The 25,452-nt window shown below is 69.9% G+C and carries 22 protein-coding genes, 1 tRNA gene and 1 pseudogene; 13 read left to right on the plus strand and 11 right to left on the minus strand.

Going from position 1 to position 25,452, the window contains the following annotated elements; genetic code table 11:
• Positions 1-138: 138 nt before the first annotated feature.
• The 3 genes from QN152_08260 to QN152_08270 all read right to left on the minus strand — a co-directional run bounded on the left by QN152_08260 (position 139) and on the right by QN152_08270 (position 5,063).
• Positions 139-2,742, minus strand: coding sequence for an acyl-CoA dehydratase activase-related protein (locus tag QN152_08260; protein MDR7539506.1), 2,604 nt, complete (start codon positions 2,740-2,742; stop codon positions 139-141).
• Positions 2,681-4,951, minus strand: coding sequence for a BadF/BadG/BcrA/BcrD ATPase family protein (locus QN152_08265; GenBank protein MDR7539507.1), 2,271 nt, complete (start codon positions 4,949-4,951; stop codon positions 2,681-2,683). The genes QN152_08260 and QN152_08265 overlap by 62 nt, the downstream gene beginning before the upstream one ends.
• Positions 4,952-4,986: 35 nt before the next feature.
• Positions 4,987-5,063 (minus strand) — tRNA-Pro (locus QN152_08270).
• Between the two features lie 144 nt (positions 5,064-5,207).
• On the opposite strand from QN152_08270, the pseudogene QN152_08275 reads away from it, so the two are divergent.
• A pseudogene (locus tag QN152_08275) lies at positions 5,208-5,708 on the plus strand (DUF885 family protein).
• A 273-nt stretch (positions 5,709-5,981) separates the two neighbouring features.
• On the opposite strand, the gene QN152_08280 reads toward QN152_08275, so the two are convergent.
• Positions 5,982-6,629 (minus strand): hypothetical protein, encoded by a 648-nt coding sequence (locus tag QN152_08280; GenBank protein MDR7539508.1) that lies wholly within the window; start codon positions 6,627-6,629, stop codon positions 5,982-5,984.
• Between the two features lie 150 nt (positions 6,630-6,779).
• On the opposite strand from QN152_08280, the gene QN152_08285 reads away from it, so the two are divergent.
• Genes QN152_08285 through ligD form a run of 3 tightly spaced genes read left to right on the plus strand, consistent with a single transcriptional unit; the run spans position 6,780 to position 11,168 of the window.
• Complete coding sequence (locus tag QN152_08285; protein MDR7539509.1) at positions 6,780-7,625, plus strand: Ku protein; 846 nt, start codon at positions 6,780-6,782, stop codon at positions 7,623-7,625.
• Positions 7,626-7,647: 22 nt separating this feature from the next.
• Positions 7,648-8,355, plus strand: a complete 708-nt coding sequence (locus QN152_08290) for a DUF72 domain-containing protein (GenBank protein ID MDR7539510.1) — start codon at positions 7,648-7,650, stop codon at positions 8,353-8,355.
• A gap of 2 nt (positions 8,356-8,357) precedes the next feature.
• Entirely contained in the window at positions 8,358-11,168 is a 2,811-nt protein-coding gene (ligD, locus tag QN152_08295) for a non-homologous end-joining DNA ligase (protein MDR7539511.1), read from the plus strand.
• 22 nt (positions 11,169-11,190) lie between these two features.
• Here the strand turns inward: ligD and rdgB are convergent, their stop codons facing one another.
• From rdgB to QN152_08315, 4 genes are read right to left on the minus strand one after another with little or no spacing between them, the layout of a single operon-like run.
• Complete coding sequence (gene rdgB, locus QN152_08300) at positions 11,191-11,829, minus strand: RdgB/HAM1 family non-canonical purine NTP pyrophosphatase (protein MDR7539512.1); 639 nt, start codon at positions 11,827-11,829, stop codon at positions 11,191-11,193.
• Positions 11,830-11,838: 9 nt separating this feature from the next.
• On the minus strand, positions 11,839-12,573 hold the full coding sequence (rph, locus tag QN152_08305) for a ribonuclease PH (protein MDR7539513.1): 735 nt from the start codon (positions 12,571-12,573) through the stop codon (positions 11,839-11,841).
• A 9-nt stretch (positions 12,574-12,582) separates the two neighbouring features.
• Positions 12,583-13,347, minus strand: coding sequence for an MBL fold metallo-hydrolase (locus QN152_08310; protein ID MDR7539514.1), 765 nt, complete (start codon positions 13,345-13,347; stop codon positions 12,583-12,585).
• Positions 13,348-13,355: 8 nt separating this feature from the next.
• Positions 13,356-15,131, minus strand: a complete 1,776-nt coding sequence (locus QN152_08315; GenBank protein ID MDR7539515.1) for an N-acetylmuramoyl-L-alanine amidase — start codon at positions 15,129-15,131, stop codon at positions 13,356-13,358.
• Positions 15,132-15,239: 108 nt separating this feature from the next.
• On the opposite strand from QN152_08315, the gene QN152_08320 reads away from it, so the two are divergent.
• Complete coding sequence (locus tag QN152_08320; protein MDR7539516.1) at positions 15,240-16,241, plus strand: TIGR03617 family F420-dependent LLM class oxidoreductase; 1,002 nt, start codon at positions 15,240-15,242, stop codon at positions 16,239-16,241.
• A 32-nt stretch (positions 16,242-16,273) separates the two neighbouring features.
• On the opposite strand, the gene QN152_08325 is transcribed toward QN152_08320, so the two are convergent.
• Positions 16,274-17,020, minus strand: a complete 747-nt coding sequence (locus QN152_08325) for a DUF72 domain-containing protein (protein ID MDR7539517.1) — start codon at positions 17,018-17,020, stop codon at positions 16,274-16,276.
• 173 nt (positions 17,021-17,193) lie between these two features.
• Between QN152_08325 and QN152_08330 the strand changes: the two genes are divergently transcribed.
• The 8 genes from QN152_08330 to QN152_08365 are packed head-to-tail and all read left to right on the plus strand — an operon-like array spanning position 17,194 to position 23,866.
• The gene (locus tag QN152_08330) at positions 17,194-18,732 is read left to right on the plus strand and encodes a fused MFS/spermidine synthase (protein MDR7539518.1); all 1,539 of its coding nucleotides are present in this window, start codon (positions 17,194-17,196) and stop codon (positions 18,730-18,732) included.
• A gap of 32 nt (positions 18,733-18,764) precedes the next feature.
• On the plus strand, positions 18,765-19,451 hold the full coding sequence (ccmA, locus tag QN152_08335) for a heme ABC exporter ATP-binding protein CcmA (GenBank protein MDR7539519.1): 687 nt from the start codon (positions 18,765-18,767) through the stop codon (positions 19,449-19,451).
• Positions 19,448-20,110 carry a heme exporter protein CcmB gene (locus QN152_08340; GenBank protein ID MDR7539520.1) on the plus strand — a complete coding sequence of 221 codons (663 nt, stop codon included), beginning with the start codon at positions 19,448-19,450 and terminating at the stop codon, positions 20,108-20,110. Before ccmA ends, QN152_08340 begins: the two co-directional genes overlap by 4 nt.
• Positions 20,107-20,772 carry a cytochrome c biogenesis protein CcsA gene (ccsA, locus tag QN152_08345; protein MDR7539521.1) on the plus strand — a complete coding sequence of 222 codons (666 nt, stop codon included), beginning with the start codon at positions 20,107-20,109 and terminating at the stop codon, positions 20,770-20,772. Before QN152_08340 ends, ccsA begins: the two co-directional genes overlap by 4 nt.
• Positions 20,769-20,927, plus strand: a complete 159-nt coding sequence (locus tag QN152_08350) for a hypothetical protein (GenBank protein MDR7539522.1) — start codon at positions 20,769-20,771, stop codon at positions 20,925-20,927. Before ccsA ends, QN152_08350 begins: the two co-directional genes overlap by 4 nt.
• Positions 20,924-21,319 carry a cytochrome c maturation protein CcmE gene (locus QN152_08355; protein ID MDR7539523.1) on the plus strand — a complete coding sequence of 132 codons (396 nt, stop codon included), beginning with the start codon at positions 20,924-20,926 and terminating at the stop codon, positions 21,317-21,319. The genes QN152_08350 and QN152_08355 overlap by 4 nt, the downstream gene beginning before the upstream one ends.
• A gap of 19 nt (positions 21,320-21,338) precedes the next feature.
• Positions 21,339-23,312 (plus strand): cytochrome c-type biogenesis CcmF C-terminal domain-containing protein, encoded by a 1,974-nt coding sequence (locus QN152_08360; protein MDR7539524.1) that lies wholly within the window; start codon positions 21,339-21,341, stop codon positions 23,310-23,312.
• A 17-nt stretch (positions 23,313-23,329) separates the two neighbouring features.
• Entirely contained in the window at positions 23,330-23,866 is a 537-nt protein-coding gene (locus tag QN152_08365; GenBank protein ID MDR7539525.1) for a cytochrome c-type biogenesis protein CcmH, read from the plus strand.
• 199 nt (positions 23,867-24,065) lie between these two features.
• Here QN152_08365 and QN152_08370 read toward each other — a convergent pair whose 3' ends face one another.
• Positions 24,066-24,884, minus strand: coding sequence for an HAD family hydrolase (locus QN152_08370; GenBank protein MDR7539526.1), 819 nt, complete (start codon positions 24,882-24,884; stop codon positions 24,066-24,068).
• 55 nt (positions 24,885-24,939) lie between these two features.
• Positions 24,940-25,452: ABC transporter ATP-binding protein (locus tag QN152_08375; protein ID MDR7539527.1), on the minus strand; the 513-nt coding region annotated here is incomplete at its 5' end.

Here is a 25,452-nt window from a genome sequence, read left to right on the forward strand (position 1 = left end):
CGCCCCATTCTTAGACGAAGATTGCCGCGGATTTTCGCGGGGCAGCCGCAGGGAATGCTGCACCCAACCTTCCCGGATCCTCCGGGCAGGCCAGGTGGGCCTGCCCACATGGGATGCGCACGGCGAGGTCGGGTGGAATCAGGCGACGGCGAAGCGGCGCCGGCGGACGCCTCGGTGCAGCGCGTTCACTGCGGCGCCGATGGCCCGGCGGCGGGCGACCTCCCGGGCCCTGGCCCTGCGGAAGCCTTCCTGCCCTCCGGCAGCAAGCTCGGCGATTCGGGCGTGCAGCAGCACGGCGAAGGTGGCGACCTCGGTCTTCACCCGCTCGATCTCCAGCTCCCGGTTGAACGAGAGCGGAAGGTACGGAACGCCGTAGAGGCGGCAGACCTCTGCCAGCGCCAGCCGGGCGATACCCTCGGGCATGCACTTGAAGGGAAAGAGGTGCACCACCCCGTCCACCCCAGCCTCCACCAGCGTCCGGGCCTGGGCCACGGAGAGGTCTCCCTCTCCGCCCACCCTCACGTTTATGAAGGGGCGGGCCTCCCGGCCCTCGTCGGCCCGGTGCAGCAGCAGGACGTTGCGCGCCCACAGCCAGCGCAGCACAGAACGCAGCGGGCGGGCATCGGCCCACGTGCGCCGGCGCAGCTCCCGGAGGGCGGAACCGATGAGCTTGCCCAGCGTCGTGCCTTCCACTACCTCCACCCGATGCTGCCCGAGGAGGTTGTCCACCACACCCCGGTTGGCGTAGGATGCCTGCACCACGTAGATCTCGCCCACCACAGCCACCCGCGGCCGGATGGCCCCATCCTGCGGCACCGCTCCCAGCGCCGCCAGCGCGGCCTGGCGGGCGCGGCGGATGTCTGCCACCGTGTGCGCCGCGGCCAGGGCGGCCAGACCCTGCCGGTAGGCCGCCGTGGTCGCTCCCCGCACAGTCTCGTGCGCCCGCACCAGCAGCGCCCGGGCCCGTAACGCCTCTGCGGCCTCCAGCTTCGCCCGTGCCGTGACGGCGAGCGTGGCGATTGTCTTCCACAGGCGGCGCCGCATAGCCAGGTGGCGCCACCAGGGGAGACGGGTGAACGTGCCGTCGGCGCGCATGCGCACGTAGTCGACGATCGGACCCAGACGCCGCCGATTACCCAGCGCGGCCAGCTCCCCCACAAACTCAGCGACGTTGGCCAGCCCCAGCGAGATGAACTCCAGAGAGTGGCCGCCTCGCTCCAGGGTAGCGCGGAGCTGTTCCGGCAGCTCCCTGGCCTGGGCGGGCAGGTAGAGCCCCAGCGTGCAGGGTCCTTCCCCCCGGGCCATGAGCGCCACGATGCGTCGTGGGGGCCCGCTGGGACGGGCGCGGAAGTGTTCGCTGAGGGTCTCCACCAGGCTGCCCGTGCTGAAGGCATAGGGACAGCAGGACTCCGCATACCTGTCCCCCGCCAGCTCCAGGGTGAGGTCGCTGACAGGGCGGGGAGGCTGCACGTACTCCTGCAGCCCCGCCTGGTAGGCCAGCTCGCCCACCACCAGATCGATGGTGTCACTCATGTGAGGCCAGATGATGAGCGGCTTACGCGCCCGGTCAGCTGTGGGGCCGTTCCCGTCCTTGGCAGAAGCGCCCCGGGCATTGCTGCCGGCCCCGGTCCGGAAGGCCGACCGGTCCGCCTCAGCCAGCCTTCGATCGCGTCGCATCTCCAGGAAGCGCATGATGGTCTCATACCGGGTCTGAAAGCCCGCGCTGCCCGCCTGCTCGTCATAACGCAGCAGCCACGCCGGGATCCCCCGCCGGCGTACCCGGTCGAGCAGGAACTCCAGGATGAAGGCATCGGGGTGGCAGCCGAAACAGCCGGCAAAGACGAAGCCGTCCACATAAGGGGCCACCAGCTCCACGAAGGCGTCGAAGTGCCAGTGGGAATCATAGAAGGCCCACGCCGCCTCCGGACCCGCCGGCATGTCTTCCGGCCAGACGTCACCTGGCGTGATCACCCGTGCCCCCGCCTTCAGGAACCAGGCCTTGAGGTCAGCGGTGAGCAGCGGTTCGGCCAGCAGATAGTCCCGCGCCACGATGGCCAGCCTGACGGCGCGGTCCTGGGCCAGGAAACGCTGCAGGCGGTGCGTGTCGTGCTGCATCACCGAGTCGTACGCTTTGGCAAAGGGCTCCAGGCAGCGCTGCAGATGGGGGGCGAGGACCCGCCGCAGCGGTGCCGGCACCAGCGGCTCTCCCACCCGGAGCGGCCAGGGGACGCCGAAGATGTCGCAGTACAGCCCAAAGCACGTACTGAGCATGGGCAGGCGACGCAGGGACCAGACGTAGGGCTGCAGCAGGATGGGGAAGCGCGCGCTGTCGGGAGCGGCCAGGCCCGCAGCCTGGAGGAGGGTGTCGGCCCGCAGCCGGACCCGCCCGGAGGCATGCTGCCGCAGGTATCCCAGCACGGACGTCAGGGAGCGCAGGGCAACACCACCCGCGTCCCGGTACTTGGAGCAGCTGTTGCGCCGCTCGTCCTCGCGGCAGAGGTTGGGTACCAGGATGAAGTCCAGGTCGGGATGGTGCGTGATCAGGTGGTGCACGTGTCCGATGAGCATGCGCAGGGAGAGACAGTAGTCGGCGCTGCCCAGGGTTGTGCCCGCCGCGTGGATCTGCGGCGTCGTCCTGGGGCTTAAGACGACGGTTGCGCCAGCCTCCCTCAGAAAGCGCTCAAGGATGCGGGAGGACCGATAGTGGTAGGTGAGGGCCCGCGGGATGCCGACCCGTGGCATCCTGGTCACCGTCCTTGCTCACCCGGCGGCTGAGCAGAGCCCGCATGTGGGCCTCCACGCGCCGCGAGGTAATCCTTCCCTCGAACATGCCCAGGGGACAGTCGATGGACCGATACCCGGCGATGGGAACGCCCTCCTCCAGCAGCGCGACCACACCCGTGCACCGCCGGGGACACTCGGGGTGCCGGCATTCCAGGGAGACGGTCTCGTACCGCCGGGTGGCGACGGCGGAGAATCCTTTGAACGCCGTGGTCAGCCCTTCCTCATACCTGGCCCGCGCCAGCAGGGCAGCGCCCAGCGCACCCGCGCCGATGACGAAACGGGGATCAGGGTGGCGGATGAACTGTTCCTCCCCCAGCCCGAGTACCTGGCGGAAGGCGGCAAGAACCGCGTCGTTGAGGAAGGCGCCCCCCTGGGCCACAACCGGCAGGCTGAGTTCCTTGCCCCGGCCCACGTCGGAGAGGTAAGTGCGGCAGATGGCCAGGGCCAGTCCCATGAGCAGGTCGGGGGTGGGGTAGCCCAGGCGGGACTTGTGCACGATGTCCGACTCGCCAAAGACCGCGCAGCGGCCGGCGATCCGGGCGGGATGGGCGGCCCTGCAGGCCAGGGCCCCGTACTCCTCGATGGGCACGGAGAAGCGCTTGGCCACCGCCTCGATGAAGGCACCCGTGCCTGCGGCGCACTTGTCGTTCATGGCGAACTCCAGCGCGCCGCCCCGGCGGACGATGATCTTGGCATCGTTCCCGCCCAGGTCCATCACGGTGCCCACAGCGGGATACAGCCGCGCGGCCCAGGCGAAGTGCGCCAGGATCTCGGTGCTCAGGTAGTCGGCGCAGTCCCCGGCAGCGGCGCTGACCATGTCCCGCGCCAGCTCGCCTGCGCTGCCAGTGGTCCCCACCCCGGCGAGCGTCGCCCCAGCCGGCAGGAAACGGCTGATCCCTTCCACCGCGGCCTTCACTGCGCCCACCGCATCGCCGCCGGTTTCCAGCACGCCCACACCCAGCACATCCAGACGGTCCGCGTCGCACCGGATGACGGCGTACTTGGTGCCACGCGACCCCCCGTCGATACCGGCGAAGTACAGACCGCGAGCCTGCCGCACCCGGGGGCGGAGGGCGAAAATGTCGAAGGACGCTACCCCGGGCGCCTCCATGCGCATGGGCAAAGTCAGTGGCCGCAGGGGAGGCGGTCGATCGTGGAGGTTCCGCGGGTCCTGCGAGCGCTCGCACCGGCCCCCCAGGCGGTCAAGGACCCGGCTGGCTCCGGCCGGAGTTCGCTCCAGCGCTTCAGTGATCTCGCAGGTGTTGTGGCAGCCGTTACAGAAGCGGATGCAGCTCTCGATGGTCTTCTCCAGGAAGGCGTCGTCGAAGGACTGATGTCCTGCGCCCACAACCTCCGTGGCCACGGTGGCGGCCATACCGATGGCCCCCAAGACCGCATGATGCGGCGGGACGATGACCGGATAACCCAGGCGCGCCTCCAGGGCAGCGCGAACCCCGACGTTGCCAGCCACGCCCCCCTGGAAGAAGAACGGCGGGCGCAGCTCCGCTGTGCCCACCACGTTCCGCACGTAGTTGGCGGCCAGTGCCTGGCAGATCCCCATCAGGCGGTCGGGCAGTGGCACGCCCTTCTGCGTCAGGTGGCGGAAGTCGCGTCGGCTGAAGACGGTGCAGGTGGCGTCGATCCGGGCAGGATACTTCGCCTGCAGGGCGATGCTCCCTATCTCGGTCACGGGCAGCCCGATCTCATCGGCCAGCTGCTGCAGGAACTCTCCCGTACCCGCCGCGCAGATGCTGTTCATGTTGAAGAAAATGGGGACGCCGCCAGCCAGGACGATGACCTTGGCGTCCTGGCCTCCGATCTCGATGATGGTCCCGGGGACTGGCGGCGGCCATCCGAGCAGCCCCCGGTCCAGAATGGTCAGCAGGCCTACAGCCTGCGCGAAGATCTCACTGCGGGTGAGCTGGGCGCGCAGGATGTGTCGGGTGAGCTCACGGCCGCTCCCGGTCGTCCCGCTGGCGGCGATCTCCCACCCCGCAGGCAGGGTGCGCCGGTACTCGGTGAATGCAGCCTTCAGGGCATCAACGGGAGAGGAGTACGCGGCGATGCGGGCGTAGACCGGCCGGCCCACCAGATTCCGCTCGGCGTCGGCGCCCGCGACGTTGACGCTGGCCGACCCCACATCCACGCCAACATAGACGGCAGGCATGGCGCCGCCTCCAGCCTGGCTGAACGCGAGGGAACTGGTCGGGGCGGGCGGATTCGAACCGCCGACCTCCTGGTCCCAAACCAGGCGCGCTCCCAGGCTGCGCCACACCCCGACCGGGTTCACGCTACCACGGGCGCCGCTGGCCGGTCAAACCGGGTGGGTCAGAGCGGACAAAACGCCGCGGGCCCATCCCGGATGGGCCACAGGAGAAGGATAGCAGTCCGCGGAAAGGGCCAGTGCCCCGACCGGCTGCCTCTCGCCGCAGGAGGAGCTGGACCTGGCGCTGGTGGAGCGGTCCATCCGGTGGGAGCTCTACGAGTGGACGGAGCTGCGCCACCACGAGCGCATCCCCCTCTGCTACAGCTCGCTGCTGCATGTGAGCAACTACATCAAACGCAGCTACGCTCCCCTGGCTGAACGGGTGCAGGCGCTGACGGCGCACCTGGAGACTGTGCCGCGGGTGCTGAGGCAGGCCCGGGCGAATCTGGTCGCAGGGCGTATCCCCCGGCCGCACCCGGAGACGGCGCTGGACGTCTACGCCGGGCACCTCGCCTTCTACGAGGAGGCCCTGCCCGCAGCGCTGGCCCACCTGGAAGGGCGGGCCCTCTACGAAGCGTTCCTCCGCGGCAGCGAGGCGGCCGCGGAGGCCGTCCGGGCATTCCTGCGCTGGCTGCGGGAAGGGGTCGCCCCGCAGGCCACCGACGACTTCGCCCTGGGGGAGCGGCTGTCGTGCCGCATGCTGGATGCGGTGAGCTGATCGACCTCCCTCTGGAGATGATGCTGCGGGTCGGCCAGGAGGAGCTGCGGCGGAACACGGAGGCGCTGCATCAGCTGGTGCGTGAGATCGATCCCGCCGCCTCCCCGGCGAAGGTGGTGCGGCGTATCTCCCGGGAGCACCCCCGGAACAGATGCTCCTTCAGGAGACCAGCCGCATGCTGGAGGACCTGCGGGGCTTCATCGTCACCCGCGGGCTGGTGACCATCCCCACCGAGGTCCGGTCCCTGGTGGAGGAGACGCCGCCAGGGGCGCCCTACCCCTCCCCGGCCGCTTCTCCGCCCCGCCTTGCGGCGGGGGGAGCTGGAGCTGCTGCGGCCGCCGTCGGACCTCCCGCCACCGCCGTCGCGCGGGCCAGCCCGGAGTCCCGAGCCGGCCTGGCCTCGCGGGCCAGCTCTGTGGTCCGCGGCGGGCGGGCCTCCTCCTGACCCAGGAAGTCCGCGGTGAGGTGACGGCGCAGGTAGTCCCGGATCTCGTGGATCCTGTTGGCGTCGCCGGCGCGGCCCTGCTCCACCGCCTCGCGGTTCACCCGGTAGGTCACCAGGCGCCGCCCGTCGGAGACCTGGATGAACGGGTGGCCCCTGGAGTCCTCCAGGACCAGCGCCCGCGCGGTGATCCCCAGGTCGTGCAGGACCGTGGCCACATGGTCGTGGACCCACTGCCGCTTGGCGTCCATCCGCTGCCCCGGACTCTGGAAGGTCTGGGCGATGGTCCTGCCCCGCAGCGGGTTCGGGTCGAGCCGCGGCCGGGCAGGCGAAGATACGGTCGCCCGCTTCTTCCGTACCTGCTCCTGCAGGTCGACCACGACGTCGACAATGGCGGCCAGGAAGGCGAAGAGGTAGATGACGAAGACCGCCAGCGTGAGCGACCAGTACCGCAGGAACGGCTTGAGGAATTCCGGCATGCCCGCCGCTGCCCCCTCCGTAGGCGAATCGGCCACCCGCCGGCGGGACGTTCCCGGAGCGAGACGCCGCCCGACGGAGTTGCCACCTGTCCCAGGGGAATTATAATGGGATAACGCCGCTTGACGAGCCCTGCAAAGGGGGAAACCTCCATGGCGCGGCCGATCTGGAAGAGGTATCTCACCTTCGGGCTGGTGACCATCCCGATTAGGATTCTGGTGGCGGAAGACCCCAAGGACGTCCGCTTCCGCCTCCTGCACAAGAGCTGTGGCACGCCCATCCAGAACCGGCGCTGGTGCCCGCACCACGAGACCATCGTCTCCGCCGAGGACACCGTCCGCGGCTTCGAGTACGCCCGCGGACGGTTCGTCATCGTGACCGAGGAGGAGCTGGAATCCGCCGCCGTCGAGACCACTGAGAACCTGACCATCCTGGAGTTTGTTGACCCGCGGGAGATCGACCCCCTGTACTTCGACAGATCCTACTACCTGGCCCCCGACGAGGGGGGAAGCAAGGCCTTCGCCCTCCTGCGGGACGCCATGCGCGAAGCGGGCAGAGTGGCTGTGGGCAAGGTGGTGATCCGGGAGAAAGAGCACCTGGTGACCGTGCGCCCCTTCAACGGTGCCATGGTCATGTCCACCCTCTTCTACGCCGACGAGGTCCGCCGCCTGGAGGAGGTGGAGGAGCTCCGCGGGGAGGTGAAGATCCACCCCAACGAGCGCAAGATGGCCATGCAGCTCATCGAAGGGCTCTCCGGCGAGTTCCGCCTGGAGGAGTTCCGGGACGAGTACCGGGAGAAGCTGCTGCGGGTGCTGCAGGCCAAGGCGGAAGGCCAGGCCGTGGCGGCCGCCCCTGCCCCCCGGCCGGAGAAAGTCGTCGACCTGATGGACGCGCTGCGGCGCAGCCTGGAGCTGGCGCGCAAAGGGAGGCCGCAGCCGGTCCGCCGCGGCGCGTCGCGGGCGCAGGCCGCGGCGGCCATGCGGGAGCGGCACCGCTAGCTCCTCGCGCCCCTTCCCGCCCATGCCCGCCCGTCTCTACGCCGGGACCTCCGGGTTCAGTTATCCGGAGTGGCGGGGGAGCTTCTATCCGGAGGACCTGCCTGCTGCAGAGATGCTGCGCTTCTACAGCCGGGTCTTCCCCACGGTGGAGCTGAACACCACCTTCTACCGTTTCCCCCGGGACGCGCAGGTGGAGGCGTGGCGCAAGGCCACGCCGCGAGGGTTCCGCTTCAGCATCAAGGCCAACCGCCTGATCACCCACACCCGCCGCCTGCGGGACGTGGACGAGCTGGTCCGCCTGCAGCTGGAGCGCGCCGCCGCCCTAAGGGATCGCGCCGGCCCCCTGCTCTTCCAGCTCCCCCCCTCCCTGCGCCGTGACGTCCCTCTGCTGCGCGAATTCCTCCACCTGCTGCCGCCACTGCCCCGGGCCGTGGAGTTCCGCCACGCCTCCTGGTACACGGAGGAGGTGTTCGCCCTGCTGGAGGAGCAACACACCGCCCTGGCCATCATGGAGTCCGACGAGGACGAGCCGGTGCGACAGTTCGTCGGACCTTTCCTCTACCTGCGGCTGCACCGCTCCACGTATACACCGGAGACCATGCGGGCCTGGGCCGGAGAGGTGGGGCGGCAGATGGCGCGCGGGCGGGACGTCTACGCCTACTTCACCCACGAGGAGGGGACTCCCGGTCCCGCCTACGCGCAGCAGCTCCATGCGCTGGTGCTGGGGTAGCCGTGCCGCCGGAAGCGTACCGCCGCCGACGGCGCTTCGCCCGCTCCCCCGAACCCCCGCGTAGGGCGCGGCGGCGTCGCGGGCCGCTGCGCTTCGTCATCCAGGAGCACCACGCAACCCGCTTCCACCACGACTTCCGCCTGGAGATGGCCGGGGTGCTGCGCTCTTGGGCGGTGCCCAAAGGGATATCCCTGGACCCGGCACAGAAGCGCCTGGCCGTGGCCGTGGAGGACCACCCGCTGGAGTACCTGGACTTCGAGGGGGTCATCCCCGAGGGCAACTACGGCGCGGGCACCGTGATGGTCTGGGACCTGGGAACCTACGAATCGCCGCAGGGCGATCCGGACGAGGGGTTTCGCCGGGGCAAGCTCACCGTGGTCCTGCACGGGCAGAAGGTGCGGGGAGAGTTCCACCTGGTGCGGACACGCATGGGAAGGCGTAGCGGACGGGGTGAGGAGACCCAGTGGCTGCTGTTCAAGACGAAGGACGCCGACGCCGTCCCGGGGTGGTCACTGCCCCAGCCATCGCGCTCGGCGACCTCGGGCCGCACCATCGAAGAGATCCGGGGGGAGGCGTCGGCTGGCCCCATCGCCTCGCCTGCGGCCCCGCCGAAGGTCCCCTCCCGGCTGCGCCGCCTGGGCCTGCACCGCCCGGGGCGTGACCCCATGTCGGAACGGGTACCCCCCATGCTGGCTAAGCCGGTCGGCCGGGCGTTCGACGACCCCGGGTGGCTCTTCGAGCCCAAATGGGACGGGGTGCGGGCCATCGCCCTGGTCCGGTGGGAGGGCCCGCGGCAGCACGTGCTGCTGCAGAGCCGCAGCCTCAAGCTCATCAACGACCGGTACCCGGAGGTGGTAGAAGGCCTGGCTGCCGCCGGCCTGCCCGATGTGGTCCTGGATGGCGAGATCGTCGCCCTGGACAGCGCCGGCCGCCCCAGCTTCCAGCGCCTGCAGCAGCGGATCAACCTGCGCGGCGCGGAGGTGGACACCGTCCGCGCCCAGGTCCCCGTCGTCTACTACCTGTTCGACATCCTCCACTACAACGGCCATGACCTGACGCGCCGTCCGCTGGAGGAGCGGCGGCGCATCTTAGAGGCGGCGGTGCCCGCGGGGCCCACCCTGCGGCTCACCGAGGCCTTCCCGGGCGAGGGCCAGGCCTTCTACCGCGTGGCTCTCCAGCACGGACTGGAGGGCATTGTGGGCAAGCGCCGCGACAGCCCCTACGAGCCGGGCAGGCGCAGCGGGGCCTGGGTGAAGGTGAAGGCGCGCCGCAGCCTGCACGCGGTGGTGGGCGGGTACACGCGGGGACGGCGCGGCCGCCGCAGCCAGTTCGGCGCCCTGCTGCTGGGGCTGTACGACGACCGGGAGCTGTTGCGCTACATCGGGCATGTGGGGGGAGGGTTCAGGGAAGAGGAGCTGCGCCAGGTACTGGAGGCCCTCCGTCCACTGGAGCGGCCCACGTCGCCGTTTTCCCCCGTCCCCAGGACCAACCAGCCGGCCACCTGGACTGAGCCGCGGCTGGTGGTGCAGGTGGAGTACCTGGAGTGGACGGAGGAGGGGTCCCTGCGCTTTCCCGTCTTCCAGGGGATTGCGCCGCAGGTCGACCCCAGGAGCTGCCGCCTGGAGGAAGCGCAACCCCGCCGGGCTCGCCGCCGCACCCGGGAGGGGCCTCCACAGGGGGCTCGGGTTTCCCCTGCGGAAGGAGCAGCGACACTGGGGCGCCTGAGGACAGGCAAGGGCAAGCTGCCCGCTCTGGAGGCTGAGCTGAGCAGGCGGCGTCTGCCGGTGGAGTTCACCAACCTGGACAAGGTCTACTGGCCGGAGCGTGGGCTGACTAAGGGGGACCTGGTCGCCTACTACCTGGCCGTGCACGACGCCATCCTTCCCTACCTACGCGACCGCCCGCTCACCCTGCGCCGCTTCCCCGAGGGCATCCACGGGGCGGACTTCCACCAGAAGGACTACCCCGACGCCCCGCCCCATGTGACCATCGCCCGCATCTGGGCCGAAAGCGGCAGAGGGGCCAACGCCACGCCGGTATGCAACGACCTGGCCACCCTGCTCTGGCTGGCCCAGCTCGGCACCATCGAGATGCACCCCTGGTTCAGCAGGATCACGCCGCCCCGGCGCGGCGAGGGGCGCGGGGAGCCGCCGCACACCGACTTCGCCTCGTCTGAGGAGGCCCTGCGCGCCAGCGTGCTCAACTACCCGGACTACCTGGTCTTCGATATCGACCCGTACATCTTTCCCGGGGGGCAGCAGCCGCCCGCGGGCAGGGGGGAGAGGGACCCGGTGTACTCGCCCGCCGGCTTTGCCGCGGCCACGGAGGCGGCGCTGCTGCTGCGGGAGCTCCTGCAGTCCCTGGGGCTGGAGGGGTTCATCAAGACCAGCGGGAAGACAGGGCTGCACATCTACGTCCCCATCGCCCGCGGCTACACCTTCGAGGAGACCCACGCCTTCGCCAAGACCCTCTGTCAGTACCTGGCGGCGCGGCATCCACACCGCCTGACCGTGGAGTGGGCGGTGGACAGGCGCGCCGGCAGGGTCTTCCTCGACTACAACCAGAACCGCCTGGGCGCCACCCTGGCCAGCGCCTACAGCCTGCGCCCCACGGTGCAGGCCACCGTCTCCATGCCGCTGGCCTGGGAGGAGGTTGAGCGGGGCGTCGACCCGTTGGCCTTCACCTGCACCACCGTCCCGCAGCGCCTGCAGCAGCGCCCGGATCCCTGGAGGGAGATGCGCGGGCTGCGGCAGCGGCTGGAAGAAGCGCTGGCCGCCACGGGTGCGGGGGGCGACGGAACCCGCCCTCGTTGAGGCACATTTCCAGGGAGGCCTCCTACCCGGTATCCACCGCCTCTGGCGGCGGGGCCTCCCCTTCCGCCAGCGTGGCCAGATACGCCCGGGCCGCCCGCACCGCCTGGGCCCGGTGGCTGATCCGATCCTTCACCTCGGGCCCCAGCTCGGCCATCGTCCGGCCGTACTCCGGGAGGAGGAAGATCGGGTCGTAGCCAAAGCCATGCCCCCCCGCCGGCCGGTCGGCGATAAGGCCCTCCACCACACCTTCGAAGGTGCGCACCGTCCGGTCGGGGAGAGCGACCGCCACCACTGCGCGGAAGCGGGCCGTCCGACGCTCCGGGGGAATGCCGCGCAAGCGATCCAGCACGGCTTGGTTGCGCTGAGCGTCGCTCGCCTCCTCCCCCAGCCAGCGGCTGGACTGAGGGCCGGGCGCGCCTCCCAGCGCGTCCACCTCCAGGCCGGAGTCGTCGGCCAGCGCCGGCAGCCCGGTTGCCAGCGCCACGGCCAGGGCCTTGCTGGCCGCGTTGGTGGCGTAGGTCTCCCCCTCCTCCGGGAGCGGCCCGATCTGGGGAAAGTCGAGGAGGGAGCGCACCTGTACGGGAAGGTCTGCCAGCAGCGCCGCCAGCTCGCGCACCTTGCCGGGGTTGCGGGTGGCCAGGACGATCACCAGCGAGGTCACACCCAGAGGTCAGTGCGGGATGGCCGCCAGGACGTCGGCCAGGACCCTGCGCTGCTCGGCGATCAGGGCCTTGATCCCTGTCTCCGCCAGTGCCAGCAGGGTGAGCAGCTCCTGACGGGAGAAGGGCAGCCCTTCCGCCGTCCCCTGGATCTCCACCAGACGGCCCGATTCGGTCATCACCAGGTTCATGTCCACGCGGGCGCGTACGTCCTCCTGGTAGTCCAGGTCCAGAAGAAGCTCGTTGTCCACGATCCCCACGCTGGTGGCAGCGATGAACTCCCGCAGCGGCCACCACCCCAGCGCGCCCGTGCGCCGGAGCAGGTGCAGGGCGTCCACCAGGGCGACGAAGGCGCCGGTGACAGCCGCGGTGCGAGTCCCACCGTCTGCCTGAATCACGTCACAGTCGACCAGGATGCTGCGCTCCCCCAGCTTCTGCAGGTCCACGGCCGCCCGCAGGGAGCGGCCGATAAGGCGCTGGATCTCCTGCGTCCGCCCGGCCTGCCGGCCTGTCTCCCGTGGCGTGCGCTCCGGGGTGGCCCGCGGCAGCATGCCGTACTCCGCGGTGATCCACCCCTGTCCCCCACCGCGCAGCCACGGCGGCAGGCGCTCCTCCACGGTGGCGGTGCAGACCACGCGGGTGGCACCCAGGGTGATGAGGACGGAGCCCTCGGCGTGGGGAATGAAGTGACGGGTGATAGTAACCGGCCGCAGCTCGTCGGGCCGCCGGCCCGCCTGACGGGGCATAGGCTCCCTCTAGACCTCGTAGGTGTGCAGTTCTTGGGCGATGAGGACCTGGCCGCCGAATTCCTTCGCCGCCGCAGCCCTGGCCTCCTGGGTGTAGTCGCCCGCCGGCGTGAAGAAGTGGGTCAGCAGCAGGCGGCGGACGTCTGCCTGGACGGCGATGCGCGCGGCCTGCCGGGCGGAGAGGTGCCCCACCTCCAGGGCGTGTCCCTCCTCCCCCGGCGGCAGGGTGTTCTCGCAGAGAAACAGGTGCGCCCCGTCCGCCAGGGCGGTGACCGCAGGTGAGGGGGCAGTGTCGGCGGAGTAGCTCAGGATCCGCCCCTCCGCCTCCACCCGCACGGCAAAGCAGGGTATGGTGTGCGCGGCAGCGGCGAAGCGCAGCACCAGAGGGCCGATGCGGGCCGCAGTGCCAGCCACGAGGGGCAGGAAGTGGAAGCGCGCACGAAACGCCTCCCGGGACTCCTCCGGCATCCAGGCGGGAAGGGCCTGCGGCGCCTCCGGCGGGCCGAACAGGCGCAGGGGCGGAGCGACCTGGGGGAAGCGGCCGAACTCCAGCGCCTGCTTGAGGACGAAGACGTCCAGGACGTGGTCGGGGTGCAGGTGGGTGATGACCACCGCGGTCAGCTCGAAGATGGAGGCGATGCTCTGAAGGTTAGCCAGCGTCCCGGTCCCGCAGTCCAGCAGCAGGCGCTGCCCGGCGGCTTCCACCAGGTAGCCGGGGCAGGCTCCCCCCGCAGGAGGGTAGGGACTCCACCGCCCCAGCACGGTAAGACGCACTGGCGTGCCTACAGCCCCGCAGGGACGGGGTAGATGGCCAGGAACCGCCTGATCCCCCGGGCGACGGCCGCCGCGATCCGCGCGCGGAAGGCGTCCTCCCGCAGGCGCGCCTCCTCCTGGGGGTGCGAGATGAAGGCGACCTCCACCAGCACGGAGGGGATGCTGTTCTCGCGCAGCACCAGGAAGTTCGCCGTCTTGATCCCCCGGCTGGGCAGCCCCAGACTGCGGGTGAGCTCATCCTGGATCATCTGGGCCAGGGAGAGGCTGACCGGCGACAGGTAGTAGGTCTCCGACCCGTTGACCGTGGTCTGGGCGTTGGCGTTGGCGTGGATGCTGACAAAGACTGTTCCCCCGCGCTCCCGGCCCAGACGGGGCCGCTCGGCCAGGTCGATGAAGACGTCCGTCTCCCGCGTCATGATCACGCGGATCCCGTCCTCCACCAGGAGGCCGCGCACGCGCAGGGCGATATCCAGGGTAACGTCCTTCTCCATCAGCCCGGTGGGTCCGATGGCCCCGGGGTCCTTGCCGCCGTGCCCGGGGTCCAGGACGACGGCGTGTCCCCGCAGGGGTGCGTCCACCACAGAGATGACCAGGGTGCTCCCTCCGGCATCGGTGCTGATGCTATAGGGGACTTTGCGCTTCAGCGTGACCACCACGCGGGCGATGTCGGGGTTGGCCTGGAACTGGGCGGCGCGTACGTTCTCCACCGCCGGGCTGTTCACCGGGATCTCCTGCTTGACGGGGATGAAGACGGCGTCCGGCACGTCGACCACCAGGCGGTCGGGCTCGACCAGCTCGCGCACCACGTACTGCATGGAGGCAGTCCCCTCAACCAAGATCCGCGTCATCCCGCTTGCCTGCTCCAGCCGCACCTGCATGATCTTCAGGCGCTCCCCAGAGGGCGTGCCTTGCGCCGGGGAAGAGGTGGAATCGCCGGCCGGCGCGCCGGCGCCGGGGTCAGCGGGCGTGACAGGCGAGGCGGAGGGTACTGAGGTTGGAGCGGGGACCGGTGCAAAGACGGCACCCTGCCGGTGGGTCTCAGGTCTGCGCGGGCGCACATCGATAGTCAGGTCGAAGGAGGTGGGGCTATCTTGGACCCGCACGTCCACCGGCTGCGTCAGGTCCAGGACGATGCGGGTGATGGGCGGCCGCGCCTGGAACTGGGCCACGCGGACCCGCGCCACCCCGGCCGCGTTGACGGCCGTCTCCTGGTCGGGGAGGCGGAAGACGGCCTGGCGCAGGTCGATGACCATGCGCTCGGGGTTGGTAAGCCGCCGGGTTTCCGCCTGCACCGGCCCGCTGGCCTGTACCGTCAGCCGGAGCATCCCCCCGGGCCGCTGCAGGGTGATGCCGCTGACCACGGAGCTGACGCGCAACGCGCGCTCCTCCTCGTCGAACTTGACCCACGCCCCCAGCAGGCCGAAGACCGCAGCAGCTGGAATAAAAGGGATGTCCCGCAGGAGCACGGGGGCGAAGGGTAGCAGGCGCTGATCGCTGCCCACCAGGGCGTAGGGATCGTTGATCCGCAGACGGATCAGGGCACGGGTGCGGTTGCTGATGACCACGGCCTGCTCCTCGGGGAGCCAGACGGCGGAGGAACCCAGAGGCTCGAAAACACCGGGCAGGGGGATCATGAGCACACCGTTATACGCGATGGGGCTGGCGACCAGGGAGACCTCCTGGCCGTTGACGATCAGGCGGAGGGGAGACGATTGTCCGTCAGCGCTACGACTCAATGACGCCAGAAGCGTCACCGTCAGGAGCAGCGCTCCTGCGTGCCTCATTCAGCACCTAGTTGTCTTCCCGTCGCCTCTCCCGACGGTGAACAGAGGTTCGAGTCGGGCAGGGCCAAATCCTGCCGCACCTGGTCCGAGGGAGGTCTGATTGCGCTAGTGCACCTGGACGCCAGCATCCACTTCTCCGACCTGAGCGCCGTCCCCCACCTGGCCCGCGCCGCGGAGGCGCTGGGCATCCAGGGACTGTGGTTCAGCGAGATCGCCCATGATCCGTTCCTGGGGGCGGCGCTGGCGGCTGAGCACACCACCCGGGCAACTGTGGGGACCGCCATTGCCCTGGCCTTCGTCCGCAGCCCCACCTCCCTGGCCTACCTGGCCTGGGACCTGGCCCGGCTCTCCGGAGGCCGCTTCGTCCTCGGCCTGGGGACGCAGGTCCGGGCGCATGTTGAGCGCCGTTTCGGGATGTCCTGGGAGCATCCCGCGGCGCGCCTGCGCGATGTGGTGGCTGCAGTGCGCGCGGTCTGGCGCTGCTGGCGCGAGGGGACGCCACTGCGCCACCAGGGTCCCTTTTATTCCCTTTCCCTGATGACCCCCTTCTTTACCCCTCCACCGTTTGCCGGGACGATCCCCATCTACCTGGCGGCGGTCAATCCGGCCATGTGCCGCCTGGCCGGTGAGGTGGCCGACGGCCTGCACGTGCACCCGCTCCACTCTGCGGCCTACCTGCGGGAGGTGGTCCTGCCGGCGGTGGACCGTGGGCTGGTCCGCAGCGGCCGGACACGGTCGGCCTTCGGCGTAGCCGCCAGTGTGTTCATCGTCAGCGGCGAAGGGGCATCACGGGAGCGCAGCGCCGAGCAGGCCCGTCAGAGCATCGCCTTCTACGCGTCGACCCCCGCCTATCGTGGCGTGCTGGCACACCATGGCTGGGCGGACGTGGGTGAGCGCCTCAGCCGGCTGGCGGCGGCCCAGCGGTGGGAGGAGATGCCCGCTCTGATCTCCGACGAGATGCTGGCCACATTCGCCCTCCTGACCGAGCCGTCCAGTGTGGCCGACCGCCTGCAGGAACGCTATAGCGGCCTGCTTGACCGCGTCAGCCCCTACCAGGCCTTCGACCCTGATGACCCTCTCTGGGCGGCGCTGGCCCGTGCCTTACGCTGACCCCTCGCGGCCAGTCCGGCGGCAGGCCACCTTCAGGAGCCGGACTCCAGCAGCTCCCGCAGCCGCAGCGCGTTGCGCACGGCGTATGCGTTGTAATCGTTGTTGAAGTAGATGTACGCTGCCCGTCCCTCGGCCAGAGCGGCGATCCGTCCGGCCCAGGCGCGTAGCTCCCGCTCGGGATAGCTGCCGTGGTAGCGTGCCCCGCTGGGCCCGTGGAAGCGGACGTAGAGGACATCGCTGGTGCAGCGGTCCTCGCTGGGCCGGCTGGGGTCGCTGACCACACACAGCCCCACCCGGTGCTCCTCCATCAACGCGTAGACCTCAGGGACGAACCACGACCGGTGGCGGAACTCCACCACCCAGGGCGGCCGGGGCGGGAGCAGGCGGAAGAAGGCGCGCAGCCGCGCCAGGTTTTCCTCGGTGCGAGAGAACGAGGCCGGGAGCTGCACCAGCACCGGCCCCAGGTGCGGACCCAGGGGCTGCACGATCTGCAGGAAGCGGCGCAGAGGAGCGGCCGGGTCCTTCAGCCTCCTGATGTGCGTGATGAAGCGGTTGATCTTCACCGCGTAGACGAATCCCTGCGGCGCCTGCTTTTGCCAGCGCAGCACCGCCGTCTTTCCGGGCAGCCGGTAGAAGGTGTTGTTGATCTCCACCGTGGGGAAGTAGCTAGCGTAGTACTCGAACCAGTGGGCCTGAGGCAGGCCGGTGGGGTAGAATCGCCCCCGCCAGTGCGGGTAGACCCAGCCCGACGTGCCCACCAGGTAGCTCGGGCGTGCCATCAGCGTCCCCAGCGGCTGCGCCGCCCGCTGCCACCAAACCCGCTCTGGCGCATGCTCACTATCCATTCTATGCTAGTGCCGCCGCGTTCGGCGTGGGAGCACCATGCTGCGGTCGGCGCTCCAAGAGGAGCGGTAAGGAGTGTCAGAGCACCGGCAAGAGGGGAGGCAAAGGCGTGGTCCTGAAGGTGGTAGTCTTCGGTGCCGGTGCGGCGCTGATGGGCCTGGAGATCGTTGGCAGCCGCGTGCTGGCCCCCTACTTCGGTTCGTCGGTCTACGTCTGGGGAAGTCTTATCAGCATCTTCCTCGGAGCGCTCTCGCTGGGCTACTACGTCGGCGGCCGGGTGGCCGACCGCTGGCCGCGCCCCGCGGTGCTGGCCACCGCACTCTTCGCCGCCGGAGTGCTGATCATCTTCCTCCCCCTCCTCTCCCGCCCGATCCTGGAGCGCTTCGCCGACTGGGACCTGGGCCCGCGGATGAGCCCCCTGGTGACATCCACCATCCTCTTCGCGCCGGCCAGCGTGCTGCTGGGGATGACCTCCCCCTTTGCCGTCAAGCTGGCGGCCACCGACCTCTCCACGGTGGGTAACGTGGCGGGCCTCCTCTACGCTATCTCCACCGCCGGCAGCATCGCCGGCACGCTGCTCACTGCCTTCTTCCTCATCCCCACCTTCGGCGTGCGGGCGATCCTATACATACTGGGCAGCTCCCTGGTCGTCTTCTCCCTGCTGCTGCTGGCCGGAGTGCGGGCCCCCCGGGCCATGCGTCAGGCTGTCGCCGCCCTGGTGGCGGTGGTGCTGCTGGCCGGACCGGGGCGGGCGGCCGTGCCTGCCCCATCGCCCGCAGCCGAACCCAAGATCGTCTTCGAGAAGGACAGCGCCTACCACCGCATCCGCGTGGAGGATTACAGCACCGTCCGCTTCCTCCGGTTCGACCGCTCCTTCCAGGGGGGGATGTACCTGCACGACCCGTTCGAGAGCCCCTTCAAGTACACCGACTACGCCCACCTGGCCTGGGTCTTCCACCCCGACATCAGGCGGGTGCTGGTGGTTGGGCTGGGCGCAGGGTCCATCCCCAAGCGGTTCTGGCGCGACTACCCGGGGGTGACGGTGGAGTCGGTGGAGCTGGACCCGGTGGTGGTGGACGTGGCCAGGCGGTTTTTCGAGGTGAAGGAAGACGCGCGGCAACGGGTCAGCGTGCAGGACGGCAGGGCCTTCGTGCGGCGCAGTGACGCCCGCTACGACCTCATCGTCATGGACGCCTACTACGCCGAGGGGATCCCTTTCCACCTGGCCACGCGGGAGTTCTTCGAGCTGGCCCGCAGCCGGCTGACGCCCCAGGGGCTCATCGCCGCCAACATTGTGGGCGCCCTGGAGGGCGGCGAGAGCAAGCTCTTCCGCGCCCTCTACAAGACCTACGGCCAGGTCTTCGCCGGCCTCTACCCCTTCCCCGTGGCCTACACGCCGCAGCGGGACGGCACCGCCGTGCGCACCATCATCCTTCTGGCCACGCCGCGCAGCGGACTGACCCGGCCGCAGATCCTGCAAGCCGTTCTGCAGCTCCGGCGGAGCCGAAAGGTCACCCTTCCCCTGCACACTTTTGTCGACGACTACTACGACCGCCCCATCCCCACCTCCGACGTGCCCGTACTTACAGATGACTACGCCCCGGTGGACATCCTTCCCGTGTGGGGCTGGGAGCCGGAGCGCCGCTAGCCCGGCGGCAGGCCCGAGCGCCCGTGCACGTAATGGGACTCCAGGCGGAGGGGCTCTCCCGGCGCTTCCACCTCCAGGTCGCGCTGCGCGACATCTCCCTGACTCTGCCCGCAGGATCGGTGCTGCTGGTCGTGGGCCCCAACGGGGCGGGCAAGACGACGCTGTTGCGCCTCCTGGCCACCGCTCTGCGGCCTACTGCCGGGTGCGCCACCGTCTTTGGCCACGACCTGGTCCGCGCCGCCGACAGGGTGCGGCAGATCACTGCCTTTGTGGGCACGGCCCACGGGATGTACGAGGAGCTCACCGCTGCCGAGAACCTGGCCTTCGCCGCGGCGATGAGCGGCCGGCCTGACCGGACCGCCGATGCGCTGGCCCGGGTGGGCCTGGCGCAGGCCGCAGGCGCCCCCGTGCGCACCTTCAGCCACGGGATGAAGCGGCGCCTGGCCCTGGCCCGCGCCTGGCTGCTGGCCCCGCGGATGCTACTGCTTGACGACGCCTTCAGCGGCCTGGACGCCGAGGGGGCCCGGCTGGTGGACGCGCTGGTGGCCGAGGTGACCTCCACCGGCGGGTGCGCCGTCCTGGCTACCCACCAGTGGGAGCGAGGGCTGCACCTGGCTCGCCTGGTGGCCGGCCTGTGCCGCGGGCAACTGGTGGAAGTCTCGGACGTGGCCAACGTCCCGTTGCCACGGCTGCACGCACTGGCGGGAGGCCGGACGTGAACGCCTGGCGGCGTATGTCGGCGCTGGCGCGAAAGGACCTGCTGCTGGAATGGCGCGGGCGGGAGACCATCACCGCCATGGCCGCCCTGGCCCTGCTGGTGGTTCTGCTACTGGGGCTGGTCCTGGGGTCCGAGACGTCGCGCGCCCCCGGCATCCTGTGGGTGGCCCTCCTGCTGGCGGCGACACTGGGCATCTCCCGCTGGACGCAGGCTGAGGCGGAGCAGCAGGCGCTGGAGACGCTCCTCCTCTATCCGGGGAGCCGCGAGCACCTCTACTGGGGGAAGTGGGCGGCGCTGACCCTCCTGCTCACGGTGTTGCTGGGGCTGCTGCTGGCTGTCCTGGGCCTGCTGTTCAACGTGAACCTGTGGTCGCGGCTCCCCCTCCTCCTGGGCGCCGGGTTCCTGGGCATCGTCGGCGTCTGCGCCATCGGGACCCTCTTCGCCGCCCTGCTGGTCCACGTTCGCGGCCGAGAGCTGCTCATGCCGCTGCTCCTGCTGCCCGTGGTGCTGCCGGTGCTGCTGGGCGGGGTGCGCCTGACGGAAGCCATCCTCATCGGCGCGCCCGGCGGGCGGCTGTGGCTCGGTGTCCTGGCCGTCTTTGATATCCTGTTCCTGCTGGTCGCTCCCGTGCTCTACACGGTAGTCCTGGAGGAGGCATGAGGTCGCCCGCCACCATCCTCGGCGCTGCCGCTTCTGTCCTGCTGGCGGCAGGGCTGTACGCCGGGCTCGTGGCTTCGCCCCCCGATGCCTTCCAGGGTGACTATGCGCGGATCATGTACGTGCACGTCCCCAGCGCCTTCGCCGCATACCTGGCGGTGGGCACCGTCTTCGTGGCCAGCCTCCTCTACCTGTGGCGCAGCCGCCTCCTCTACGACCACGTAGCGCACAGCGCCACCGAGCTGGCGACGCTCTTCACCGCCCTGGCCCTGGCGGGAGGGATGATCTGGGGAAAGCCGGTGTGGGGGACATGGTGGGCATGGGACGCGCGGCTGGTCACCACCGCCATGCTCTTCCTCATCTTCGCCGCCGCCCTGCTGGTGCGCGAGCTGGTCGAGGACCGGCAGCGGGGCGCGCGCCTGGCCGCCGTAGTGGGGATCATCGGCGCGCTGGACGTCCCGCTCATCCACTACTCCGTCGTCTGGTTCCGCACGCTGCACCAGGCGCCGTCGATCACCCGCGGGGAGATCAAGATGGCCCCACCCATGGTTGCCGCGCTGCTGGTGAACCTTCTGGCGTTCACGTTGCTCTACCTCTACCTGTTGCTGCAGCGCGTCCGCCTGGAGCGGCTGGAGGCCGCCCACAGCGCCGGGATCGAGCCGTGACGCCGCCTGTGGCCATCGCCCTGGCCTACGGTATTACCGCCGCCGCGCTCTTGCTTTACCTGCAGCGGCTGCGTCGCCGTCTGCGGCGCCTGGAGGCCGACCTGCAGGTGCAGCGCCGCTCCCCCCGCCCAGGAGGAACAGTGCCCTCGCCATGAGGCGGATACGCCTCCTCCTGGCGGCGGCTCTAGTCCTGGCGGCCCTGGCCTATGTGGTCGCCGGCGGGATCCGGGGCGCTGTGGTCTACTACCTAACCCCCAGCGAACTCCTGGCCCAGGGGGAGCGGGCGGCGCAGCGGGCGGTCCGCGTGGGCGGCCTGGTGGTGCCCGGGTCGAAGGTCTGGGATCCGACCGCCCGCCGGCTGGAGTTCAGCCTCACCGACGGCTCCACCACCGTGACCGTCCAGTACGTGGGCACCCCACCCGGCCTGTTCCGCGAGGGGCAGGGCGCCATCGCCGAAGGGATCTGGGAACCCGGTGGAGTGCTCCGGGCGCGCTCCATCATCGTCAAGCACTCGGAGGCGTACGCGCCGCCCTCCTCCGGGCCGTAGCCGGCGGCGCCATCAGCGTATGATCTCCTTCCTGGGCACAGCCGCCATCGCTACCGCCCTGCTCTCCGCGCTGGCCGGGCTGGTCTACCTGCTGCGCGGGCGGGCCAGGGAAGAGGTGGATCTGGTCCGCCGCGGGCATCGGGCGGTGGCGGTACTCTTTGTAGCCCTGACCGCCGCCGTCGCCCTGCTGGAGGCCGCGCTCGTTGGCCGTGACTTCTCCGTCCGGTACGTGGCGGCCAACATCGACCGGGCCACGCCCCTGCCCTTCCGCATCATCGGACTGTGGGGGGCCCTGGAAGGGTCAATTCTGCTGTGGGCATGGGTGCAGGCCGGCTACGCCGCCCTCGTCTCCATCCGCTACCGCAGCCGCCATACAGGGGTGCCCCTGGCCGTGGCCGTGATGGTGGGGATCACTTCCTTTTTCCTGCTGCTGATGCTCGGTCCGGCCAACCCGTTCGCCCGAATCTTTCCTCCGCCGCCAGACGGACGCGGCCTTAACCCTCTGCTGCAGAATCACCCGCTGATGGCCGTGCATCCCCCCTTCCTCTACCTGGGCTACGTCGGTTTCTCGGTCCCGTACGCCTTTGCTACCGCGGCGCTGCTGTCACGGAGCATGCGCGACGAGTGGATGGCCGTCACCCGACGCTGGACCGTGGCGGCGTGGTCCTTCCTCAGCGCCGGCATCGTCCTGGGCGCCTGGTGGTCCTACGAGGTACTGGGCTGGGGCGGCTACTGGGCCTGGGACCCCGTGGAGAACGCGGCCCTGATGCCCTGGCTGGTGGCCACGGCCTTCCTGCACTCGGTGATGGTGCAGGAGCGGCGCCGCCTCCTCCGCCTGTGGAATCACACTCTGGTCATCGTCACTTTCCTCCTCACCCTATTCGGCACATTCCTCACTCGCAGCGGCATCCTCGGCTCAGTGCACGACTTCACCCAGTCCCTGGTCGGCCCGATCTTCCTCCTGTTTATCGGCGCGGTCCTGATGTTTTCTGCAGGAGTTCTGCTACTGAGGCGAGACGAGCTGCGCGACGAGGGAACACTGCCCGCCTACCTCAGCCGGGAGAGCCTCTTCCTCCTGAACAACGTGCTGCTGTTGGTACTTGCCGCGACGGTCTTCATCGGAACGACCTTCCCTCTCCTGGCGGAGGCTGTGGCCGGCGTGCGCCTCAGTGTGGGCCCCCCGTACTTCAACCGGCTGGCTTTCCCGCTGGCGCTGGCCCTCCTGGTGGTGATGGCGGTGGCCACCCCCCTCCCCTGGGGGCCGGTCCCCCGGAGCGCCCTCCGCCGGTTGGCCCTCCCCGGGGCGGTCAGCCTGGTCTGCCTCCTGGTCCTGGCCGGAGCCGGGGTGCGCGGGGCCGCCCTGGGGGCGTTCGGTGTACTGGCCTTCGCGGCCGCGGCCCAGATCTCCGAATTCCACCGTGGAGCCCGTGAGCTCAGCCTCGCCACGGGGCGCCCCTGCCTCCTGGCCCTGCCGGCCCTCTTCGTCGTCAACCGCCGCCGCTACGGCGGCTACCTGGCGCACCTGGGGCTGGCGCTGGCCCTGGCCGGCGTCACCGCGTCCTCCGCCTACCGGGTAGAGAGCGACCACACCGTCCGGCGAGGCGACACCTTCCACGCCGGGAGCTACCTGCTGCGCTACGACGGTGCAGCGCTCCTGCGCCGGCCGGACAGGCTGGAGGTGATGGCAGCGATCTCCATCCTGCCGTCCGGCGCCATGGAGGCCTCACCCGGGCGCCCGGCGGCGGCGGTCCCGGCTGTGGTCACGCTATACCCGTCCGAGCGACTCTACCCCCAGCAACGCACGCCCATCCCCACTCCCGCGGTGCGGTCCACCTGGCGCGGCGACCTCTACCTGGTCCTGCTGGCGGTCGGCCCGGAGGGGGTGGCGGTGGTGAAGGCTATGGTCAACCCCCTGGTGTCCTGGATCTGGACCGGCGGGCTGCTCATGGCCCTGGCGGGCGTCATCAGCATATGGCCCAAGCGGCGCGGGTAACGCGGACGAGGTGGATAGTGCGGGCGGGGCGGAAGGTAGTGGCGCTGCGGATGCCGCGACCGGCTGCGCTCGCCATCCTGCTGGCGGCAATGGCTTCGGCCACCGCCGCGGCGCCGGTCGCCGGGCAGACGCCGGAACTGAAGTCCCGTGCGCCGGGGGCGGCCCAGAGGCCTGCGCTGGAACAGCGGGTGCCGGTGGCAGTGCAGACGCCCGGACTGGAACACCAGGTACGGGCAATCGCCTCCCGCCTGCGCTGCCCTGTCTGCCAGAACGAGAGCGTCGCCGATTCCCCCTCCCAGCTGGCCGGCCAGATGCGCGCCCTCATCCGGGCCAGGCTGGAGGAGGGGCAGTCTCCCCAGGAGATCATCGCCTACTTCGTCAGCCGCTACGGCGAGTGGATCCTGCTGGATCCGCCGCGGAAAGGGGTGGGCTGGATTCTCTGGAGCGCACCCGTGGCGGTCCTCCTGGCCGCCCTGGCGGCCGCAGGGGCCTTTCTCCGCCGCACCGTGCGACCGCAGAAGGCAGCAGACCGCCTGGAATCCGGCGCGCGCTAGCGCACCCCGGAATGTCGCTGCCACGCATTCTTGGGGTATCTGGTGATGCTGTGCGGGAACCCTTAAGTATCCGCAGTCTAGCAGGTGTTACAGAACTCGTCATGCTGAGCCAAGCCTCGGCACCGTACCTTTCGTCACACGTCCTCGCTCCTCCTCCAGGCGGCGGCTTGGCCCCCTCCATCTGCTCTCGCGCTCAGGGTCAGCCTGGCTGCGCACGGCCCGTGACCAAGGGAAGTACCCCCCTCAGATCGCAGATCACCGCGTCCGGCTCCTCCGTGTCCGCTCCGCTGTCCGCCCGGTCGGTGAGGAACGACCTGATCTTGATGACCAGTCCGTAACCGGCACGTCGCGCGCCGACCACATCGCGCGACACCGTGTCGCCCACGAACGCGCAGGCCGCTGGCGGGAGATCCAACCGTCGGGCGGCTTCCAGGAAAATCTGGGGGCTGGGCTTGCGGACACCCACGACCGAACTCACAACGACATGCTCGAAAAAGTGAGCTACCCCGTAGGCCCGGAGGTTTGCAGGGACCAAGCGGCGGCTGACGATGTTGGAAACCACCGCCAGGCGAAACCCGTGTTCCCGGAGGGCCTCTAGGACCGCAGGGGCCTCGGGACGGAGCCGTCGCACGTACGCGTGGTTCTCGTAGAAGAACGCCAGGTCTTCGGCCACCGCAGTCAGCCGGTCCCGCGGCAGCCGCCCGCCAGCACCGTCCGGGAAGACAAACTCCGTCCAGACGCGCTCAGCCTGTAACTCCAGGTCCGTCTCCTGGCGCCAGTGCTGGTACGCTGCCAGTCCCGCCTCAATGACCGCGTGCAGGTCCTGGGGGCTCAGCCCGGGGTGCAGGTCATGCCGCTCCAAGAGGGCCTGGACACCCCGAGCGGCCTCCCGCCGGACCCGGTCATCGTAGTAGATCTCTTCTAGCGTTCCGCCCAGGTCGAACACAACTGCGCGGATCGGGACAGGAGCCGGGTGGGTCAGCCTGCCCGGAGGGAAACTCGCCGGGATGTCCGCCACCTCCTCGCTTATCGCTCTCCTATCTGTGCGGGTTGCTGGGCCGTGGGCGCAGCCATCACTCTCTAGCGAGAACCCTCTTCAGCCATGGGACGCGTCGCCCGTCTCGAGAAAACAGGATGAAATCTTCAGCTGAGGCCCAGCACTGAGATGGTCCCACGCGTGGCTCCGCTAGGCAGGAGGCGTAGAGAAGTTCTCCCAGAACGCGGACGCCCACGATCCACGTCGCACCTGTGGGCATGACGGTCTCTACGTTGCATTCCGCAACCCATGCCCCCTCCGCTGCGTTCATCCCCAATCTAAGGGCTTCTGGTCTGATCCCCACCGCCCATGCTTCCGCTGCTCCCCCCATGGTCCGCTCAACAAACGCCAGCAGAGCGGAACCCAAAACGCTAACCCTATCGCCTCTCACTTCGACGATATTGATGGGCGGACTGCCCAGGAACTCAGCAACAAACCGATTGACCGGTTCGCGGTAGACCTCCATCGGTTCTCCTACCTGCTCCACCACACCTTCCCTCATCACTCCAACCATGGTGCCCAGGGTCATGGCTTCCAACTGATCGTGAGT

This window comes from Armatimonadota bacterium, from assembly GCA_031459715.1.
Taxonomy (GTDB): domain Bacteria; phylum Sysuimicrobiota; class Sysuimicrobiia; order Sysuimicrobiales; family Humicultoraceae; genus Humicultor; species Humicultor tengchongensis.

Bases quoted from the DNA above. Each gene is read 5' to 3' on its own strand.
- QN152_08260 (MDR7539506.1), bottom strand. From the start codon at position 2,742: ATGCCACGGGTCGGCATCCCGCGGGCCCTCACCTACCACTATCGGTCC.
- QN152_08265 (MDR7539507.1), bottom strand. From the start codon at position 4,951: ATGCCTGCCGTCTATGTTGGCGTGGATGTGGGGTCGGCCAGCGTCAAC.
- QN152_08280 (MDR7539508.1), bottom strand. From the start codon at position 6,629: ATGCCGGAATTCCTCAAGCCGTTCCTGCGGTACTGGTCGCTCACGCTG.
- QN152_08285 (MDR7539509.1), top strand. From the start codon at position 6,780: ATGGCGCGGCCGATCTGGAAGAGGTATCTCACCTTCGGGCTGGTGACC.
- QN152_08290 (MDR7539510.1), top strand. From the start codon at position 7,648: ATGCCCGCCCGTCTCTACGCCGGGACCTCCGGGTTCAGTTATCCGGAG.
- rph (MDR7539513.1), bottom strand. From the start codon at position 12,573: ATGCCCCGTCAGGCGGGCCGGCGGCCCGACGAGCTGCGGCCGGTTACT.
- QN152_08315 (MDR7539515.1), bottom strand. From the start codon at position 15,131: ATGAGGCACGCAGGAGCGCTGCTCCTGACGGTGACGCTTCTGGCGTCA.
- QN152_08325 (MDR7539517.1), bottom strand. From the start codon at position 17,020: ATGGCACGCCCGAGCTACCTGGTGGGCACGTCGGGCTGGGTCTACCCG.
- ccmA (MDR7539519.1), top strand. From the start codon at position 18,765: ATGGGACTCCAGGCGGAGGGGCTCTCCCGGCGCTTCCACCTCCAGGTC.
- ccsA (MDR7539521.1), top strand. From the start codon at position 20,107: ATGAGGTCGCCCGCCACCATCCTCGGCGCTGCCGCTTCTGTCCTGCTG.
- QN152_08355 (MDR7539523.1), top strand. From the start codon at position 20,924: ATGAGGCGGATACGCCTCCTCCTGGCGGCGGCTCTAGTCCTGGCGGCC.
- QN152_08360 (MDR7539524.1), top strand. From the start codon at position 21,339: ATGATCTCCTTCCTGGGCACAGCCGCCATCGCTACCGCCCTGCTCTCC.